General features: G+C 68.4%; 16 protein-coding genes, 1 rRNA gene and 1 pseudogene. 6 read left to right on the top strand and 12 right to left on the bottom strand.

Annotated features, from left to right (window positions below; all coding sequences use genetic code 11):
* Positions 1 to 42: 42 nt before the first annotated feature.
* From P8A20_RS28875 to P8A20_RS28860, 4 genes and pseudogenes are all read right to left on the bottom strand, one after another.
* Positions 43 to 1568 (bottom strand): 16S ribosomal RNA (locus P8A20_RS28875).
* Positions 1569 to 2155: 587 nt separating this feature from the next.
* A pseudogene (locus tag P8A20_RS28870) lies at positions 2156 to 2483 on the bottom strand (DNA-3-methyladenine glycosylase); the annotation flags it as partial.
* Positions 2484 to 2667: 184 nt separating this feature from the next.
* The gene (locus P8A20_RS28865) at positions 2668 to 3273 is read right to left on the bottom strand and encodes a DNA-3-methyladenine glycosylase (protein ID WP_147964239.1); all 606 of its coding nucleotides are present in this window, start codon (positions 3271 to 3273) and stop codon (positions 2668 to 2670) included.
* Complete coding sequence (locus P8A20_RS28860; RefSeq protein WP_147962079.1) at positions 3270 to 3434, bottom strand: DNA-3-methyladenine glycosylase; 165 nt, start codon at positions 3432 to 3434, stop codon at positions 3270 to 3272. The genes P8A20_RS28865 and P8A20_RS28860 overlap by 4 nt, the downstream gene beginning before the upstream one ends.
* A 97-nt stretch (positions 3435 to 3531) precedes the next feature.
* Here P8A20_RS28860 and P8A20_RS28855 point away from each other — a divergent pair, with 97 nt between their 5' ends.
* From P8A20_RS28855 to P8A20_RS28845, 3 genes are all read left to right on the top strand, one after another.
* Positions 3532 to 4314 (top strand): sporulation protein, encoded by a 783-nt coding sequence (locus tag P8A20_RS28855; protein ID WP_147962078.1) that lies wholly within the window; start codon positions 3532 to 3534, stop codon positions 4312 to 4314.
* 217 nt (positions 4315 to 4531) lie between these two features.
* Entirely contained in the window at positions 4532 to 5065 is a 534-nt protein-coding gene (locus P8A20_RS28850) for a YbhB/YbcL family Raf kinase inhibitor-like protein (RefSeq protein WP_306104501.1), read from the top strand.
* A gap of 141 nt (positions 5066 to 5206) precedes the next feature.
* Positions 5207 to 5713, top strand: coding sequence for an HNH endonuclease (locus tag P8A20_RS28845; protein WP_147962076.1), 507 nt, complete (start codon positions 5207 to 5209; stop codon positions 5711 to 5713).
* 75 nt (positions 5714 to 5788) lie between these two features.
* Here the strand turns inward: P8A20_RS28845 and P8A20_RS28840 are convergent, their stop codons facing one another.
* From P8A20_RS28840 to P8A20_RS28825, 4 genes are all read right to left on the bottom strand, one after another.
* Entirely contained in the window at positions 5789 to 6556 is a 768-nt protein-coding gene (locus tag P8A20_RS28840; RefSeq protein WP_147962075.1) for a sulfite exporter TauE/SafE family protein, read from the bottom strand.
* A gap of 84 nt (positions 6557 to 6640) precedes the next feature.
* Positions 6641 to 7570 (bottom strand): SPFH domain-containing protein, encoded by a 930-nt coding sequence (locus P8A20_RS28835; protein ID WP_014157029.1) that lies wholly within the window; start codon positions 7568 to 7570, stop codon positions 6641 to 6643.
* A gap of 128 nt (positions 7571 to 7698) precedes the next feature.
* Complete coding sequence (locus P8A20_RS28830) at positions 7699 to 8127, bottom strand: NfeD family protein (protein ID WP_147962074.1); 429 nt, start codon at positions 8125 to 8127, stop codon at positions 7699 to 7701.
* A 65-nt stretch (positions 8128 to 8192) separates the two neighbouring features.
* A complete protein-coding gene (locus P8A20_RS28825; protein WP_147962073.1) occupies positions 8193 to 8993 on the bottom strand; it encodes an ABC transporter ATP-binding protein in 801 nt (266 codons plus the stop codon).
* A 120-nt stretch (positions 8994 to 9113) separates the two neighbouring features.
* Between P8A20_RS28825 and P8A20_RS28820 the strand changes: the two genes are divergently transcribed.
* A complete protein-coding gene (locus P8A20_RS28820) occupies positions 9114 to 9893 on the top strand; it encodes an Rv1486c family protein (RefSeq protein WP_306104500.1) in 780 nt (259 codons plus the stop codon).
* Positions 9894 to 9972: 79 nt separating this feature from the next.
* Here the strand turns inward: P8A20_RS28820 and P8A20_RS28815 are convergent, their stop codons facing one another.
* The 3 genes from P8A20_RS28815 to P8A20_RS28805 all read right to left on the bottom strand — a co-directional run bounded on the left by P8A20_RS28815 (position 9973) and on the right by P8A20_RS28805 (position 12185).
* Positions 9973 to 10224 carry a chaplin family protein gene (locus P8A20_RS28815; protein WP_306104499.1) on the bottom strand — a complete coding sequence of 84 codons (252 nt, stop codon included), beginning with the start codon at positions 10222 to 10224 and terminating at the stop codon, positions 9973 to 9975.
* Between the two features lie 178 nt (positions 10225 to 10402).
* Positions 10403 to 11047: a response regulator gene (locus tag P8A20_RS28810; protein WP_147962070.1), complete on the bottom strand. Its 645-nt coding sequence runs from the start codon at positions 11045 to 11047 to the stop codon at positions 10403 to 10405.
* Positions 11040 to 12185 carry a GAF domain-containing sensor histidine kinase gene (locus tag P8A20_RS28805; protein ID WP_306104498.1) on the bottom strand — a complete coding sequence of 382 codons (1146 nt, stop codon included), beginning with the start codon at positions 12183 to 12185 and terminating at the stop codon, positions 11040 to 11042. The genes P8A20_RS28810 and P8A20_RS28805 overlap by 8 nt, the downstream gene beginning before the upstream one ends.
* Positions 12186 to 12642: 457 nt before the next feature.
* Here P8A20_RS28805 and P8A20_RS28800 point away from each other — a divergent pair, with 457 nt between their 5' ends.
* On the top strand, positions 12643 to 13389 hold the full coding sequence (locus tag P8A20_RS28800; protein ID WP_147962068.1) for a transglycosylase SLT domain-containing protein: 747 nt from the start codon (positions 12643 to 12645) through the stop codon (positions 13387 to 13389).
* 132 nt (positions 13390 to 13521) lie between these two features.
* On the opposite strand, the gene P8A20_RS28795 is transcribed toward P8A20_RS28800, so the two are convergent.
* Positions 13522 to 16083 (bottom strand): ABC transporter ATP-binding protein/permease, encoded by a 2562-nt coding sequence (locus tag P8A20_RS28795; protein ID WP_306104497.1) that lies wholly within the window; start codon positions 16081 to 16083, stop codon positions 13522 to 13524.
* 278 nt (positions 16084 to 16361) lie between these two features.
* On the opposite strand from P8A20_RS28795, the gene serB reads away from it, so the two are divergent.
* On the top strand, positions 16362 to 17609 hold the full coding sequence (serB, locus tag P8A20_RS28790; RefSeq protein WP_147962067.1) for a phosphoserine phosphatase SerB: 1248 nt from the start codon (positions 16362 to 16364) through the stop codon (positions 17607 to 17609).
* Positions 17610 to 17668 lie beyond the last annotated feature (59 nt).

Genomic DNA, 17668 nt, shown 5'->3' with positions numbered 1-17668 from the left:
ATGGTCTCTGGATTCCCCGAAGGAAACCTAGATGCTCCTTAGAAAGGAGGTGATCCAGCCGCACCTTCCGGTACGGCTACCTTGTTACGACTTCGTCCCAATCGCCAGTCCCACCTTCGACAGCTCCCTCCCACAAGGGGTTGGGCCACCGGCTTCGGGTGTTACCGACTTTCGTGACGTGACGGGCGGTGTGTACAAGGCCCGGGAACGTATTCACCGCAGCAATGCTGATCTGCGATTACTAGCAACTCCGACTTCATGGGGTCGAGTTGCAGACCCCAATCCGAACTGAGACCGGCTTTTTGAGATTCGCTCCGCCTCGCGGCATCGCAGCTCATTGTACCGGCCATTGTAGCACGTGTGCAGCCCAAGACATAAGGGGCATGATGACTTGACGTCGTCCCCACCTTCCTCCGAGTTGACCCCGGCAGTCTCCTGTGAGTCCCCATCACCCCGAAGGGCATGCTGGCAACACAGAACAAGGGTTGCGCTCGTTGCGGGACTTAACCCAACATCTCACGACACGAGCTGACGACAGCCATGCACCACCTGTATACCGACCACAAGGGGGGCACCATCTCTGATGCTTTCCGGTATATGTCAAGCCTTGGTAAGGTTCTTCGCGTTGCGTCGAATTAAGCCACATGCTCCGCTGCTTGTGCGGGCCCCCGTCAATTCCTTTGAGTTTTAGCCTTGCGGCCGTACTCCCCAGGCGGGGAACTTAATGCGTTAGCTGCGGCACCGACGACGTGGAATGTCGCCAACACCTAGTTCCCAACGTTTACGGCGTGGACTACCAGGGTATCTAATCCTGTTCGCTCCCCACGCTTTCGCTCCTCAGCGTCAGTAATGGCCCAGAGATCCGCCTTCGCCACCGGTGTTCCTCCTGATATCTGCGCATTTCACCGCTACACCAGGAATTCCGATCTCCCCTACCACACTCTAGCTAGCCCGTATCGAATGCAGACTCGGGGTTAAGCCCCGAGCTTTCACATCCGACGTGACAAGCCGCCTACGAGCTCTTTACGCCCAATAATTCCGGACAACGCTTGCGCCCTACGTATTACCGCGGCTGCTGGCACGTAGTTAGCCGGCGCTTCTTCTGCAGGTACCGTCACTTTCGCTTCTTCCCTGCTGAAAGAGGTTTACAACCCGAAGGCCGTCATCCCTCACGCGGCGTCGCTGCATCAGGCTTTCGCCCATTGTGCAATATTCCCCACTGCTGCCTCCCGTAGGAGTCTGGGCCGTGTCTCAGTCCCAGTGTGGCCGGTCGCCCTCTCAGGCCGGCTACCCGTCGTCGCCTTGGTAGGCCATTACCCCACCAACAAGCTGATAGGCCGCGGGCTCATCCTTCACCGCCGGAGCTTTTAACCCCGCCCCATGAGGGACAGAGTGTTATCCGGTATTAGACCCCGTTTCCAGGGCTTGTCCCAGAGTGAAGGGCAGATTGCCCACGTGTTACTCACCCGTTCGCCACTAATCCACCCCGAAGGGCTTCATCGTTCGACTTGCATGTGTTAAGCACGCCGCCAGCGTTCGTCCTGAGCCAGGATCAAACTCTCCATGAATGTTTTCCCGTAATCGGGAGAGCACCATGCAAGAGCGGAACAACCAGGTCGGAATATGACCGGTTGTTCACAGCGTCCTCGCTGATGTTGCCTACCCGGTCCGAGGACCGTGCAGGACTTTTCAAAGGAACCACCAACCTGCGTGATGCAGGCCGGGGTATCAACATATCTGGCGTTGACTTTTGGCACGCTGTTGAGTTCTCAAGGAACGGACGCTTCCTTCGGTCCCGTTTCACCGGGGCCCTCCGGGCGCTTCCCTTCGTTCTTGCGTTTCCGACTCTATCAGACTCTTTCGTGTCCGATTCCCGGTCGAAGCGGGTTACTGCGATACTACTTTATCCGCTTTCCAGTTCTTCGCTTTCGCGTTTCCCTTTCGGCGTGGTCACTACTTTAGCTGATTTCCTCAGCGACTCATAATCGAGTCGATCAGACGAATTTCGGCATGCCGAAATTGCACCCGCCAGGGGTGAATCGTAGGTAGTGGTTGGCCCTCTCACGATGCTTCGACCCGGTCCGATGGACCGTGCCAGGAACAACTGCATCCGTTCAAGCGGCTCGGACCACATTAGGGAAACCGCAGGGGCGAGTCAAGTTGCGCGGCGGCGGGGCGCATCGGCCCGGTACGTACCGACCGTCGGGTCGTCGTCGATCCAGAGACGCCGGGGCTGGTGGGCGCCGTCGCCGCCCACACCGGTGCGCGGGCCGCTCCGCACCTGGTGGGACCGCACCGGAGCCCTGGAGGACGGGGAACGGCCGCTGCCGACCCGCCACCACGTCGACCCCGTTCGACGCACGGTCGACATCGAGGGTGGTGGCCAGGCGTGCCGGCGCTTTGGCCAGTTCTCTGCCGTGCCGGGCCGGGAATCGGCGTTTGCGGGCCACCCCAGCCCCGATGCCGATCTCCCCCGCCGCGTGCTCGACCTGCCCGCTCCGTCCGGCCGCCTCGCCGCTCGCGTCGGCACTGTGGTGGCTCGCGACGAGACCGGGATGCGAGTGGGCGTCAGGTACTCGGACACCGGCGGCGCGGGGAGTCGGGGAGACCTTCTGTAGTTCTCCCCCGTCAGTCCGTCGTCACACGAAGGCGCACAGCGGATCAGGCTCAGCCGGAAGGTTTGGCTCTCGGGCTCAGCCGGTACGCCGAGACCGTCGGATCACCGGCGAGGTAGAAGCGGTGCTGCCAGTCGTGGGCCTTGCTCACGCCGACCCGAGGACCGACCCGGATGAGCGCAGGAGGTACCGACTCGCCCTCGGACAGGACGACCGGGATACCTGTCAGGAGGTCTGTGCCGTTGTGCTCCGCCGTGATGCCGAGCGCCTGGCAGAAGTTCCCCGGGCCTCGGGCAAGGCGTGCAGTCTCGACCTTCTCTCCTCGCCGCTCGCGCGCCAGGTCTTCCCCCTCGACGACCCTGCCGGCCCGGATGAGGACAGCCGAGGCGACGCCGTCCGTCCCTGTGACGACGTTGGCACACCAGTGGAGGCCGTGGGACCGGTAGACGTACAGGTGTCCTGCGGGGCCGAACATGACGGCGTTACGGGGTGTCCGGCCCCGGTAAGCATGGGAGGCGGGGTCGGCCGCACCGGAGTACGCCTCGGTCTCCGTGATGGCGATGCTCACGGTTCCCTCGGAGGTCTTGCAGGTAAGGACGCTCCCGAGCAGCCTGGGGGCCACCTCTTCGGCAGGATGGGCGAGAGTCTCGACGTTCATGCTGACTGCCTTGACACTCCGTAGGTGAAGTAGGCGTACGAGTCTCCCGGCGGACCGGACATCACGCTGTTGCGGGCCGTCCGGCCACGGAAGGCGTGGGAGCCGGGGTCTGTCTCCCCCGCGTGGTCGAAGAAGTCCGGCCCGGACGGCGTACGGTTCATGCCCTCATCCATGGCGTCCGAGGGTACTGGGCTCGGCGCGACGGGAACCGGCTACGGTCGTGGCGCGTATGTAGGGGTCAGGACCAAGGAGGAAAACATGGGCTTCAAGCGGCTGCTCGCGAGCATGGGTGCCGGCGGTGCTTCGGTCGAGACCGAACTGACCGAACTCAACGTCGTCCCCGGCGGGGTCGTCCAGGGCGAGGTACGGATCCAGGGCGGATCCGTGGCCCAGCAGATCGAGGGTCTCTCGGTCGGACTGCAGGCGCGGGTCGAGGTCGAGGGCGGGGACCAGGAGACCAAGCAGGACATCGAGTTCACCAAGCTGCGCCTCGGCGGTGCCTTCGAGGTCCAGGCCGGCGCGGTGCACGTCGTGCCGTTCGGCCTGGAGATCCCATGGGAGACGCCGATCACGATGTTCGCCGGGCAGCAGCTGCGCGGCATGAACATCGGGGTGACGACGGAGCTGGAGATCGCCCGCGCCCTGGACTCGGGCGACCTGGACCCGATCAACGTGCACCCGCTGCCCGCCCAGCAGGCCATCCTGGACGCCTTCGGGCAGCTGGGCTTCGGATTCCGCAGCGCCGACATGGAGCGCGGCCACATCCGCGGCACCCGGCAGCGTCTGCCGTTCTACCAGGAGATCGAGTTCTTCCCGCCGCAGCAGTACCGGGGGCTGAACCAGGTGGAGCTGACGTTCGTGGCGGACGACCGCGAGATGGACGTCGTCCTGGAGATGGACAAGAAGCCGGGCCTCTTCAGCGAGGGCAGCGACTCCTACCGCGCCTTCAAGGTGGGTCTGAACGACTTCCAGGGCACCGACTGGGCCGCCTACCTGAACCAGTGGCTCGCCCAGGTCGGCGGTCAGCGCAACTGGCTCTGATCACACCCTAAGGGCTGTCCCGCAATCCGTGGTGGATCAGCGCACGGCGTCGGATGCGGTGCATCGCAAGGCGGAGGGACACCCGCATACTGGATGTATTCGGGCGTTCCGACAACGCGGCGAGGTGCCGTAGCTGTCGTCGTGCGCCCGCCGGGGATTACGGGACAGCCCTTAGGGTCGGTGGGGACATCGCACGCCGATCAGGAGAGGTGCTGACGTGACCGAGCCGAAGAGGGCGCCGCTGCCCCACGACTTCCATCCCGAGGTCCCCCCGTTCACCGTGGTGAGCGAGGACCTCGCGCCGGGGGCCGTGCTGGCGGACGCACAGGTGTTCGCGGCGGGCAACACCTCGCCGCAGCTGCGGTGGGAGGGCTTCCCCGCGGAGACGAAGAGCTTCGCGGTGACGTGCTTCGACCCGGATGCGCCGACGGGCAGCGGTTTCTGGCACTGGGTGCTCTTCGACGTCCCCGCCACCGTGACGGAGCTTCCGGCCGGTGCGGGGAGCGGGGCGTTCGAAGGGCTGCCCGCGGGTGCCGTGCAGGCCCGCAACGACTACGGGGCGAAGGAGTTCGGCGGAGCCGCGCCGCCTCCCGGGGAGAACCACCGTTACGTCTTCACCGTGTACGCCGTGGACACCGAGAAGCTCGGTCCGGACAGTGACGCCTCGCCCGCCGTGGTCGGATTCAACCTGCGTTTCCACACGCTGGGCCGGGCCCAGCTGATCGGGGAGTACACCGCCCCGGAAAGCTGAACGTTCGCCTCCCGTTTGCCCTGCCCTGGTCTTGGAGAGATCAGGGCAGGGCACTTTTTATTGCGTTGTCCATCACGGTCCGCCCGGACAGAGTTGTTCCGGGCCCGCCGACAGACGGGCGGCACACGGGAGGTGGGCGGGATGCGGGACACACTTGTACTCAACGCGAGCTTCGAGCCGCTGTCGACGGTGACGCTGAACCGCGCGGTCGTCCTGATCCTTCAGGACAAGGCCGTCGTCGAGCAGTCGCATCCCGGACTCCGTATGCGTGGTGCCGCCGTGGACATTCCGGTGCCGCAGGTGATCAGGCTCTGCCGGTACGTACGGGTGCCCTTCCGAAGACACGCGCCGTGGTCCAGACGGGGCGTGCTGATACGGGACCAGCACCGGTGTGCGTACTGCGGGCGGCGGGCCAGCACCGTGGACCACGTGGTGCCCCGGGCCCAGGGTGGCCAGGACACCTGGCTGAACACCGTGGCCTCGTGCGCGGAGGACAACCACCGCAAGGCGGCGCGGACACCGGAGCAGGCGGACATGCCTCTGCTGCGTCAGCCCTTCGTGCCTTCGCCGGCGGACGCGATGCTGCTCGCGCTGGGCGTGGGCGACCGGTCGGCGCTGCCGGAGTGGCTGGCGCGCTCGGCGGCTTAGCCGCAGCGGACGAACGTATGCGGAGCCCGTCCCCTCGTCTCCTCGGAGGGGGCGGGCTCGGCGGGCTCCCGACCGTCAGCGCAGCAGCAGTTGGACGATGGCCGCGGTGCCGACGACGACGATCAGGGCACGCAGGAAGCCCGGGCTGAGCCGGCGGCCGACCTTGGCGCCCACCTGGCCGCCGATCGCGGAACCCACCGCGATGAGGACGACCGCCGTCCAGTCGAAGTCCGCGACGAAGAGGAAGAAGAGCGCGGCGACGCTGTTGACGACTGCGGCGAGGACGTTCTTGACGGCGTTCAGACGCTGCATCGTGTCGTCGAGCAGCATGCCCATCAGGGAGAGGTAGATGATGCCCTGGGCCGCCGTGAAGTAGCCGCCGTAGACGCTGGCGAGCATCAGGCCCGTGAACAGGAGCGGCCCGCCGTCGGGGCGGGCGGCCGTGCCGGTGCGCTCACGACGGCGTTGCACGGCCCGGCTGATGCGCGGCTGCAGGATGACCAGGACCAGCGCGAGGGCCACCAGGACGGGGACGATCGTCTCGAACGCCGTGGAGGGCAGGGCCAGCAGGAGGGTGGCACCGGTGAGGCCGCCGATGAGCGCGCCGACGCTCAGCTTCAGGATCCGGCGGCGCTGGCCCGCGAGTTCCGCGCGGTAGCCGATGGCCCCGCTGATCGAACCGGGGATCAGGCCGAGGGCGTTGGACACGGTCGCGGTGACCGGAGGCAGACCGGTCGCGAGCAGTACCGGAAAGGTGATCAACGTGCCGGAGCCGACGATGGTGTTGATCGTGCCGGCGCCGACCCCGGCGGCGAGGACGGCGAGCATTTCCCAGATGGACAAGGCCATCTCCTTCGATGGTCAGTGATGCCTCCCCGCCATCAAGGTCGAGGGGCCTCACTGATCATGCACGAAGGTGTTTCACGGTCATTCGACCGGGGGCTGCTCCCTGCGCTCCGTACCGGTGTTGAAGCCGGGCGCACCGCTGCCGAGGTTGCCGAAGGCACCGCTGAGTCCCTTGAGCGCGTCGCCGATCTCGCTGGGCACGATCCAGAGCTTGTTGGCGTCGCCCTCGGCGATCTTGGGGAGCATCTGGAGGTACTGGTACGAGAGGAGCTTCTGGTCCGGGTCCCCGGCGTGGATGGACTCGAAGACCGTGCGGATGGCCTGGGCCTCACCCTCGGCGCGCAGGGCCGATGCCTTGGCCTCACCTTCGGCGCGCAGGATCGCGGACTGCTTCTCGCCTTCCGCGGTGAGGATCGCGGACTGCCTGATTCCTTCGGCGGTGAGGATCGCGGCGCGCTTGTCACGGTCGGCGCGCATCTGCTTCTCCATCGAGTCCTGGATGGAGGTGGGCGGTTCGATGGCCTTGAGCTCGACGCGGTTGACGCGGATGCCCCACTTGCCGGTGGCCTCGTCGAGGACTCCGCGCAGTGCCGCGTTGATCTCCTCGCGGGAGGTCAGGGTCCTCTCGAGGTCCATGCCGCCGATGATGTTGCGGAGGGTGGTGACGGTCAGCTGCTCGATCGCCTGGATGTAGCTGGCGACTTCGTACGTCGCGGCGCGGGCGTCGGTCACCTGGTAGTAGATGACGGTGTCGATGTTGACGACGAGGTTGTCCTGGGTGATCACCGGCTGGGGCGGGAAGGGGACGACCTGTTCACGGAGGTCGATCCTGTTGCGGATCGAGTCGATGAACGGGACGACGATGTTCAGCCCGGCGTTGAGTGTGCGCGTGTAGCGGCCGAAGCGCTCGACGATCGCGGCACTGGCCTGAGGGATGACCTGGATCGTCTTGATCAGGGCGATGAAGACGAGCACCACCAGAATGATCAGGACGATGATGATCGGTTGCATCGTGTGCCTCGTGCCCTTCGGTTGCCGACGGATCGCGGTGATCGAGGTCGATCGGTCAAGACGGTCGCATTCTCATGATGATCGACTTCGAGTTTGGCAGACTACGGCCTGCCGTGTGACCGGTTCGCTCACATGACGACGGCCGTTGCACCGTCGATGTCCACGACGTCCACCTGCCGGCCGGGTTCGAAGATCTGGTCGGCGTCGAGTGAGCGTGCCGACCAGACCTCACCGGCGAGCTTGATGCGCCCGCCGCTGCCGTCGACCCGTTCCAGGACGACGGCCTGACGGCCTTTCAGCGCGTCGATGCCGGTGGCGTGCGGGGACCGGCTCGCACGGTGCCGGGCGGCGATCGGGCGTACGACCGCGATCAGTGCCACCGATACCAGGACGAACACCAGGACCTGGGCGACGACCCCGCCACCGAGAGCCGCGACGACGGCAGCGGCCACCGCCCCCACGGCGAACATCCCGAATTCGGGCATCGCGGTCAGGACGAGGGGAATGCCCAGTCCCACCGCGCCGATCAGCCACCACACCCACGCGTCGATGTCCACATGGTCATCGTAGGACCGCGGGCCCCTTCCCCGACAGGGCGCAGAAGAGGTTGGCTGTGGTGCGCCTACTGGCCGAGGGGAAGTCCGCGGGCGGTGTAGCGGTCGCCGTGGTGTTCGACGACGAGCGGCAGACCGAAGCAGAGGGAGAGGTTCCGGGAACTGAGCTCGGTCTCCATGGGGCCCGCGGCGAGCACCTTGCCCTGGCGGATCATCAGGACGTGCGTGAAGCCGGGCGGGATCTCCTCGACGTGGTGGGTGACCATGACCATGGAGGGGGCGTACGGGTCTCGGGCGAGCCGGCCGAGGCGGCGGACCAGGTCCTCGCGTCCGCCGAGGTCCAGTCCGGCCGCCGGCTCGTCGAGGAGGAGCAGCTCGGGGTCGGTCATCATGGCGCGGGCGATGAGGGTGCGCTTGCGCTCGCCCTCGGAGAGCGTGCCGAACTTGCGGTCGAGGTAGTCGGTCATGCCGAGGCGGTCGAGGAAGGCACGGGCGCGCTCCTCGTCGACGGCCTCGTAGTCCTCGTGCCAGGTGGCGGTCATGCCGTACGCGGCGGTGAGCACCGTCTGCAGCACGGTCTGGCGCCTGGGGAGCTTTTCGGCCATGGCGACACCGGCGATACCGATGCGGGGGCGGAGCTCGAAGACGTCCGTGCCGACTCCGCCGAGCCGCTCGCCGAGGACCGTGGCCTTGCCGGTGCTCGGGAAGACGTAGCTGGAGGCGATGTTCAGGAGCGTGGTCTTGCCGGCGCCGTTGGGGCCGAGGATGACCCAGCGCTCCCCCTCCTTGACCGACCAGGAGACGTCGTCCACCAGAGCGCGTCCGTCGCGGACCACGGATACGTCCACCAGCTCCAGTACATCGCTCATGGCGCGTTGTCTCCCCATACAGTGTCGAGATCGTCGCGTGCCTGTGGGCACAGCTCCCAGGGAAAACCTACGCCACCCGGGGAGTGCTCAGGCCCTGGGGCCGTTCCCTAGGCTGTCCCCATGCTTTCGGAACCACGCTCAGGGCGGCTCGCCGCATGGGGAAACGCGCTTTTGGCCGGACTTGTGTCACCGGACGACGCCGCGCTCGCGATCGTCGGCGAGGACGCGGTGCACCGGGTCGAGGGGCTGCCGGGTGAGGCGGGGCCCGTGGGGCTCACGCTGGCGCTCGGACGGCTGAGGTCACTCGGGGCGACCGGTTTCCGGGTCGCTCTGCCGGTGCCGGGTCATCCGCTGGGGCTCAGCGGGCCGCCGGACTTCAACGCCCGGGCGCTGGAGGCGGAGGAGGCGGTCCTCACGTCCGGGGCGCCGTACGGGCTCGTACCGGAGGTGAGTGAGGCGGGGCCCGACGGGGATCTGCACGTGGAGGTGGTCTGGCGCTGCCTGCCGGTCCGGGAGGCGCCACCCGCCGACGTGCCGTCGCTGGGTGAGGCGGAGCGGGAGCTCGCCGAGGCGTTGCGGGATGCCACGGCGGTGCTGTCCCGGCTGGACGTCGCCGGGTCCGGCCCGGTCGCGGAGGCCGCGGTGGACGCCTACCGGGCGCGGGCGGAGCGGGGACGGGAGGTGCTGGCTCCGGGCTACCCGCCGCGGGCCGTCAGGGTGCTGGAGCTGGCCCAGCGGGTGGGGCTGCTGGTGTCGGTGGCGCACGAGAACGGGCACGGCGGCGCGGTGAGCGCGTCCGAGATCGCGGCCCGGGGAGAGGCGCTGCGGCCGGTGGAGCGGGTGGCCAGGCGGGCGCAGGTCGCGGCGTACAACGCGTACGTGGAGGAGCGGGGGCGCTGATCACGCGGCGGTGGGGGCGTCGCCGTCCCGCTGCCGGAGGGCGTGGGGAGCCCGCCCGGCAGCGGGTGCGAGGTGTGGGTCAGCCGTTCAGGCCGAGGTTGCCGAAGGCCGGGTTGAGCAGGCCCACGACGTTGACCGTGTTGCCGACCACGTTCACCGGGACGCTCACCGGGACCTGGACGAGGTTGCCCGAGGCGACGCCCGGGGAACCGACGGCCGTGCCGTGGGCGGCGGCGCCACCGTGACCCGCTGCGGAGGCCGCTCCGGCACCGGCGGCGATGATGCCGCCCGCGATCATGGTGACGGCTGCGGCCTTCTTCAGGTTCTTCACTGCTGGGTCCTCCTCGCATCGCTGCGGCCGACCGCCGCAGCACGCAGGGAGAACGCCGCCACACCACAGAGGATGCGCCGTACGGGTGACATACACCCGACAGTATGAATCTCGGACCGGAGCGAAATCGACCATCCGTTCGACGACGGGTTCGGCGACGGATGGCTGCGGTTCCCCCTCAGCCCGCAGCTCCGTGCCGGACCGCCCAGAGCGCGGCCTGGGTCCTGTCCGACAGGTCGAGCTTCATCAGGATGTTGGAGACGTGGGTCTTCACCGTCTTCTCCGACAGGACCAGCGCCCGGGCGATCTCACGGTTGGAGCGGCCGTCGGCGATCAGCCCCAGGACCTCACGCTCGCGCTCGGTCAGGGTGCTCCCCCGTCCCGTGCCGTTGCCCGTGTCCTCCTGGGCCAGCAGCGCACCCGCGACCTCGGGCTGGAGCAGGACGTGCCCCGCGTGGACCGAGCGGATGGCGCCGGCCAGGGCGTCCGGGTCCACGTCCTTGTAGACGTAGCCCGACGCCCCCGCACGCAGCGCGGGCACGACCGTGCGCTGCTCGGTGAAGCTGGTGACGATCAGCACCCTGGCGGGGTTCTCCAGTTCCCTGAGCCTGCGCAGCGCCTCGATGCCGTCCGTACCGGGCATCTTGATGTCCATGAGGACCACGTCGGGCCTCAGCTCCTCGGTCCTGGCGACGCCCTCTTCCCCGTCCGACGCCTCCCCGACCACCTCTATGTCGTCCTGGACCTCCAGGAAGGTGCGCAGTCCCCGGCGGACCACCTGGTGGTCGTCGACCAACAGCACCTTGATGATCTTGTCAGCCACTGGGGACCTCCATCTGGATCGTGGTGCCCCTGCCGGGCTCCGAGTCGACGGTGAGCCGGCCGCCGACGCCGCCGGCCCGGTGCCGCATGGAGACGAGGCCCAGGTGCCGGCCCGCACGGCGGATCACGTGCGGGTCGAAGCCGCAGCCGTCGTCGGTGATCCGCAGTACCGTGGCGGAGGTGTGCCGGGCGAGGCTGACGTCGACCTGCCCGGCACCGGAGTGGCGCAGGGCGTTGTGCAGGGCTTCCTGGGCCACCCGGAGCATCGCCTCCTCCTGGGCCGCCGGCAGGGCACGGACTCCCGCGCTCCCGAAGGTGACCCGCGCGCTGTGGGCCCGGTCCAGGACCTGGACCTGGGTACGGAGCGTGGCGACCAGACCGTCCTCGTCCAGGGCCGCGGGGCGCAGCTCCACGACAGCCGCGCGCAGCTCGTCCACGGCTTCCCCGGCCAGGGCGGCGACCTGCTGGAGCTCGCCCTTGGCGCGCGCCGGGTCACGGTCGACGAGTGCGGCGGCGGCCTGGGCGGTGAGCCGGAGCGAGAAGAGCTTCTGACTGACGGCGTCGTGCAGCTCGTGGGCGAGCCGGGAGCGCTCCTCGGCGATGGTGAGCTCGCGGCTGCGTTCGTAGAGCCGGGCGTTGGTGAGGGCGATGGCCGCGTGCTGGGCGAGGATCTCCAGGAGTTCCTCGTCCTCCTCCGTGAAACCGCAGCCGCCCGTGGGCCTGGGGCAGCGCTTGTTGGCGAGGAAGAGCGCGCCGATGGTCTCGTCGCCGTCCTGGATCGGCAGGCCGAGGAAGTCGGACATGTCGGGGTGGGTGTCCGGCCACCCCTCGAACCGGGGGTCCTCGCGGACGTCGGCGAGGCGCTGGGGCTTCGCCTCGTGGAGCATCGCCGCGAGGATGCCGTGCTGGCGGGGCAGCGGTCCGATGGCCTTCCACTGTTCGTCACTGACGCCGTCGACGACGAACTGGGCGAAGCCGCCGTGGTCGTCCGGCACACCGAGGGCGGCGTACTCGGCGTCGAGCAGTTCCCGGGCCGAGGCGACGATCGTCTTGAGGACGTCCCTCATGTCCAGGTGCCGGTTCATGGCCAGCAGCGCGGCGCTGACCGCGGCCAGACCCGACGGTGGGCGATGACTCATGTGCTCACCGTACCGGCGGGGACGGAGGGGCCGTATCGGGCTGTGGGCCCCCCTCCTGCCGGGCCTCGGACCTAGGCCCAAGTGCCGTGCGCCGCTGCGGCCTACGGACGAGGCGGGACACCCGCCTCCCCACCTCCCGCCCGAAAAAGCCCGTTACGTTCCGCGTCGCTGTAGCAACTATTCGTAAGCGAAGCGGGAGTCCGGTGTGAGCCCAGGCATAGGGCCCACGTCACTTACGAAGAAGGATAGTTTGCCCAAAACGGGCAAGTTGGCAGGGCTGAAACCGGACAAGAGGGAATGAACGAGACCCTCTTCCACTATTCAGCTTCGTACGTCACACCTTTGCCAGGCCATTTTGCTGGCGCTAAGAATTGCATCTGTCCCCGACGGAGATGCCCCCGGCTCTTCCGTCTGCGTCCTCGCCGAGGACCCCTGCTATTCGAAGAGGTACGACTGTATGTCCGTGTCCCGCATCTCCAGCCGTAGCCGTCGTCTCAACAAGACGCAGAAGCTCTCCGTCGCGGGGGTCTCCACCCTGGCCGCCGCCGCTGTCGCCTTCTCGCTCGTCCCGAACGACGCTTCGGCCACCACGGAGCCGCAGGCCGCCGCGGCCGCCGCGCCCGTCGCCTACACCGGCTCGCAGACGCAGAGCCTCAAGGCCACCGGCCTGAGCCAGAACACGACGGCCGAGCGTCTGGCCAAGACCGCCGACGCGGCCAAGGCCAAGGAAGAGGCCGCGAAGAAGAAGTCCGCCGCCAAGGCGGAGGCGAAGGCCAAGGCCGTCGCCGAGGCCAAGAGCAAGGCTGCGGCCAAGGCCAAGGCCGACGCGAAGAAGCGTTCCGCCAAGAAGGCCAGCCGCGCGGCCGACCGTAAGCCGGTCTACGCGAACAACCTGGACGGCTGGATCCGCGAGGCCCTGTCGATCATGCACGAGAAGAAGATCCCCGGTACGTACGAGGGCCTGCACCGCAACATCATCCGTGAGTCCAGCGGTGACCCGCGTGCCATCAACAACTGGGACATCAACGCGATCAACGGCATCCCCTCGAAGGGTCTGCTGCAGGTCATCAAGCCGACCTTCGACTTCTACCACGTCAAGGGCACCAAGCACGACCAGTACGACCCGGTCGCCAACATCACCGCGGCCGCCAACTACGCCGCGGACAAGTACGGCTCGATCGACAACGTCGACAGCGCGTACTGAGCCACGCACCGAGCAAGGCCTGGCAGAGCGGGCCGCCGGTCCGCAGCGTCGCGTGACCGGCCGGCACATGCCGAAGGGCGGCACCCCACGGGGTTGCCGCCCTCGGGCGTTTCCGGGTCCGGTGCGGGCCCGTTACTTGCGCATCACCTCGGGCTCATGGCGCCGCAGCATCCGGGAGACCGCGACGAAGAGGACGGCGCTCATGACGAGCATCACCGTGATGTTGATGCCCCACTGACCGGCCGAGTGCTCCCACAGCGGGTCCAGATCGGTCGGGTTCTTCGGGTCCCACGGCGGCATGAGGTGGGCGAGGTCCAGCGTCGTACCGGCAGCGGCGACCGCCCAGCGCGACGGCATCAGCCAGGCGAACTGCTCCAGGCCCGGCGAACCGTAGACCTGGAAGAGCACGCCGGTGAAGACGACCTGGACGATGGCGAACATGACGAGCAGCGGCATCGTCTTCTCGGCCGTCTTCACCAGCGCGGAGATCATCAGGCCGAACATCATCGAGGTGAAGCCGAGCACGATGATCGACAGGCAGATCTCGACGGCGGGGGGCATGAACAGGCCCTCCTCCGGCAGCTTCCGGGTGGAGAAGCCGATCCCGCAGATGATCACGCCCTGGAAGGCCGTGATCACGCCGAGGACGATCACCTTGGACAGCAGATAGGCGGAGCGGGAGAGACCGGTGGCCCGTTCCCTCTCGTAGATCACCCGTTCCTTGATCAGTTCTCGTACGGAGTTGGCGGCGGCGGCGAAGCACATGCCGACCGCCAGGATCAGCATGATCGTCCCGGCCTTGCCGTTGAACCGCGAGGGCGGATCGGGCTCCGCCAGGCCGAACTCCGCGGGGATGACCACGCTCACCACGCCGAGCACGGCCGGCAGGAGCACCATGAGGAGCAGGAACCCCTTGTCGGACGCGATGACCGAGACGTAGCGGCGCATCAGCGTCCACAGCTGGGCCAGCCAGCCGGAGGGCTTCGGCGGGCGGATCTGCTGGGGCGAAGGCATGTGCACGGGCTGCGCGGCGACCGCGTCGATGTCCGCGGCGTACATCTGGTAGTGCTGCGATCCGCGCCAGCGGCCCGCCCAGTCGTATTCGCGGTAGTTCTCGAACGCGGAGAAGACGTCGGCCCAGCTGGTGTAGCCGAAGAAGTTCAGGGCCTCCTCGGGGGGCCCGAAGTAGGCGACGGACCCGCCGGGCGCCATCACCAGGAGCTTGTCGCAGATGGCCAGCTCGGCCACGGAGTGCGTGACCACCAGGACCGTACGGCCGTCGTCGGCGAGGCCGCGCAGCAGCTGCATGACGTCGCGGTCCATGCCGGGGTCGAGACCCGAGGTCGGCTCGTCCAGGAAGATCAGCGACGGCTTGGTCAGCAGCTCCAGGGCGACCGAGACGCGCTTGCGCTGGCCGCCGGAGAGCGAGGTGATCTTCTTGTCCCGGTGGATGTCGAGCTTGAGCTCGGCGAGGACCTCGTGGATCCGGGCGGTGCGCTCGGCCTCGGTGGTGTCAGCGGGGAAGCGCAGCTTGGCCGCGTAGCGCAGGGCCCGGGTGACCGTGAGCTCCTTGTGCAGGATGTCGTCCTGCGGGACCAGACCGATGCGCTGCCGCAGCTCGGCGAACTGCTTGTACAGGTTCCGGTTGTCGTAGAGGACGTCGCCCTGGTTGGCGGGCCGGTAGCCGGTGAGCGCCTTGAGCAGGGTCGACTTGCCGGAGCCCGAGGGGCCGATGACGGCGATCAGGGACTTCTCCGGGACGCCGAAGGAGACGTCCTTGAGGATGTCCTTCCCGCCGTCGACCGTCACGGTGAGGTGGCGGGCGGAGAAGGAGACCTCGCCGGTGTCGACGAACTCCTCCAGCCGGTCCCCGACCAGCCGGAAGGTCGAGTGACCGACGCCGACGATGTCGTTCGGGCCGATGAGCGCGGAGCCGGACTTGCTGAGCGGCTGGCCGTTGACGTAGGTCCCGTTGTGGGACCCGAGGTCGCGGATCTCGAACCGGCCGTCGGGCGTCGCCCGGAACTCGGCGTGCAGACGTGAGACCTGCAGGTCGGACACGACCAGCTCGTTCTCCAGGGCACGGCCGATGCGCATGACGCGGCCGAGGTCCAGCTGGTGGAACGTGGTCGGGCTGCGGTCCCCGTAGACGGGCGGTGCACCCGCCCCGCCGCCGGGCACACCGGCTCCGGGCGCACCGCCGCGGTTCTGCTGGTGCGGGACCGGAGGCTGCTGCTGCGCCTGCGGTGCCTGCGGCCAGGCCGGCTGCTGCGGGGCCTGGTGCGCGGGGGCCTGGTGCTGCTGCGCGGGGGCGGCGGGCCAGCCCGCGGCGCCCTGCGGCTGCTGCGCGGGCGCTCCGGCCGCCTGCCCACCGGGCGCTCCCGCGACCGCGGCAGCTGTGAGGTTCAGGCGAGGTCCGTCGGTGGCGTTGCCCAGGTGGACCGACGTTCCCGCGGCGATCTCCGTCTGCTGGACGCGCCGGCCCTGTACATAGGTGCCGTTCGTGCTGCCGTGGTCCTCGATGGACCAGCCGCGTCCGTTCCAGCTGATCGTGGCGTGCCGCCACGACACCCTGGCGTCGTCGATCGTCATGTCGCCCTGCGGATCACGTCCGAGGGTGTACGACCTGGACGGATCGAGCGTCCAGGTCCTTCCATTCAATTCCAGTACGAGTTCCGGCACTCCGCGCCCCACTAGTCGTCCCCCGAGTCGCCCCCGTCGCGGGGAGCCTAGGGATGCTGAACATCGTGGTGAACTATTCCAGGAGCGGTCCCGTAACGGAAAGCCGGGCGGCGTGAAGACCGCGCGGAGGCTCCCCGCCGCCGCCGTGGACCCGGGAGGAATCGGTCCGGAGCATGCCATCCGAGGCGCACACCTGCCGGCCCGGGCCCCGCCGGGATCCGGCCACCCGGCTGTCCGGCACTCGGGACGGCTTCGGGGCCCGCCCCGCAGCCCTATACGGTGGGACCACCATGAGCGCATCTCAGCCACCTCGGTCTCCTGAGTCCCCCGAGCCCCCGCGAGGCACGGACGCCCCCACACTTCTCGTCAAGATCTTCGGGAAGGACCGGCCGGGTATCACCGCCGGACTTTTCGACACCCTGGCCGCCTACGCCGTCGACGTCGTGGACATCGAACAGGTCGTCACCCGTGGCCGCATCGTCCTGTGCGCCCTGGTGACCTCGCCGGAGCCCGGCGGCACGACGGAGGGCGACCTCCGGGCGACCGTGCACAGCTGGGCGGAGTCCCTGAAGCTGCAGGCCGAGATCATCTCGGGCACGGGCGACAACCGCCCCCGCGGTGACGGGCGTTCGCACGTGACGGTGCTGGGGCACCCGCTCACCGCCGAGTCCACGGCGGCCATAGCGGCCAGGATCACCTCCACCGGCGGCAACATCGACCGCATCTTCCGCCTGGCGAAGTACCCCGTCACCGCCGTCGAGTTCGCCGTGTCCGGCACCGGGACCGAGGAGCTGCGGACCGCCCTGGCGCCGGAGGCCGCCGGGCTCGGCGTCGACATCGCCGTCGTGTCGGCCGGGCTGAGCCGCCGGGCCCAGCGGCTCGTCGTCATGGACGTCGACTCGACGCTCATCCAGGACGAGGTCATCGAGCTCTTCGCGGCCCATGCCGGGTGCGAGGCCGAGGTCGCCTCGGTGACCGAGCAGGCGATGCGCGGCGAGCTCGACTTCGAGCAGTCCCTGCACGCGCGTGTGGCGCTGCTGGCGGGGCTGGACGTGTCGGTGGTGGAGAAGGTGCGGGCCGAGGTCCGGCTGACTCCCGGTGCGCGCACCCTGATCCGGACGCTCAAGCGGCTCGGGTACCAGGTGGGCGTGGTCTCAGGGGGCTTCACCCAGGTCACGGACGACCTGAAGGAGCGCCTGGGGCTCGACTTCGCCTCGGCCAACACACTGGAGGTCGTCGACGGCAGGCTCACCGGCCGGGTCGTGGGCGACATCGTGGACCGGGCGGGCAAGGCGCGGCTGCTGCGGAGCTTCGCGGAGCAGGCGGGGGTTCCGCTGGCGCAGACGGTGGCGATCGGTGACGGCGCGAACGATCTGGACATGCTGAACACGGCGGGGCTGGGAGTCGCCTTCAACGCCAAGCCGGTCGTCCGGCAGGCCGCCCACACCGCGGTGAACGTCCCGTTCCTCGACACGGTGCTGTATCTGCTCGGGATCACCCGCGAAGAGGTCGAGGCCGCCGACGGGCTGGTGGACTGACCGCACAGGACGGCACGGGGGGGCGCCGGCACGACGTGTGCCGGCGCCCCCTCGTGCGT

Source organism: Streptomyces sp. Alt3 (genome assembly GCF_030719215.1).
Lineage (GTDB): Bacteria > Actinomycetota > Actinomycetes > Streptomycetales > Streptomycetaceae > Streptomyces > Streptomyces glycanivorans.
This window is presented reverse-complemented; position numbering and strand designations above follow the sequence as displayed.

Bases quoted from the DNA above. Each gene is read 5' to 3' on its own strand.
- P8A20_RS28845 (WP_147962076.1), top strand. From the start codon at position 5,207: ATGCGGGACACACTTGTACTCAACGCGAGCTTCGAGCCGCTGTCGACG.
- P8A20_RS28800 (WP_147962068.1), top strand. From the start codon at position 12,643: ATGTCCGTGTCCCGCATCTCCAGCCGTAGCCGTCGTCTCAACAAGACG.
- P8A20_RS28855 (WP_147962078.1), top strand. From the start codon at position 3,532: ATGGGCTTCAAGCGGCTGCTCGCGAGCATGGGTGCCGGCGGTGCTTCG.
- P8A20_RS28820 (WP_306104500.1), top strand. From the start codon at position 9,114: ATGCTTTCGGAACCACGCTCAGGGCGGCTCGCCGCATGGGGAAACGCG.
- serB (WP_147962067.1), top strand. From the start codon at position 16,362: ATGAGCGCATCTCAGCCACCTCGGTCTCCTGAGTCCCCCGAGCCCCCG.
- P8A20_RS28835 (WP_014157029.1), bottom strand. From the start codon at position 7,570: ATGCAACCGATCATCATCGTCCTGATCATTCTGGTGGTGCTCGTCTTC.
- P8A20_RS28805 (WP_306104498.1), bottom strand. From the start codon at position 12,185: ATGAGTCATCGCCCACCGTCGGGTCTGGCCGCGGTCAGCGCCGCGCTG.
- P8A20_RS28860 (WP_147962079.1), bottom strand. From the start codon at position 3,434: ATGAACCGTACGCCGTCCGGGCCGGACTTCTTCGACCACGCGGGGGAG.
- P8A20_RS28825 (WP_147962073.1), bottom strand. From the start codon at position 8,993: ATGAGCGATGTACTGGAGCTGGTGGACGTATCCGTGGTCCGCGACGGA.
- P8A20_RS28865 (WP_147964239.1), bottom strand. From the start codon at position 3,273: ATGAACGTCGAGACTCTCGCCCATCCTGCCGAAGAGGTGGCCCCCAGG.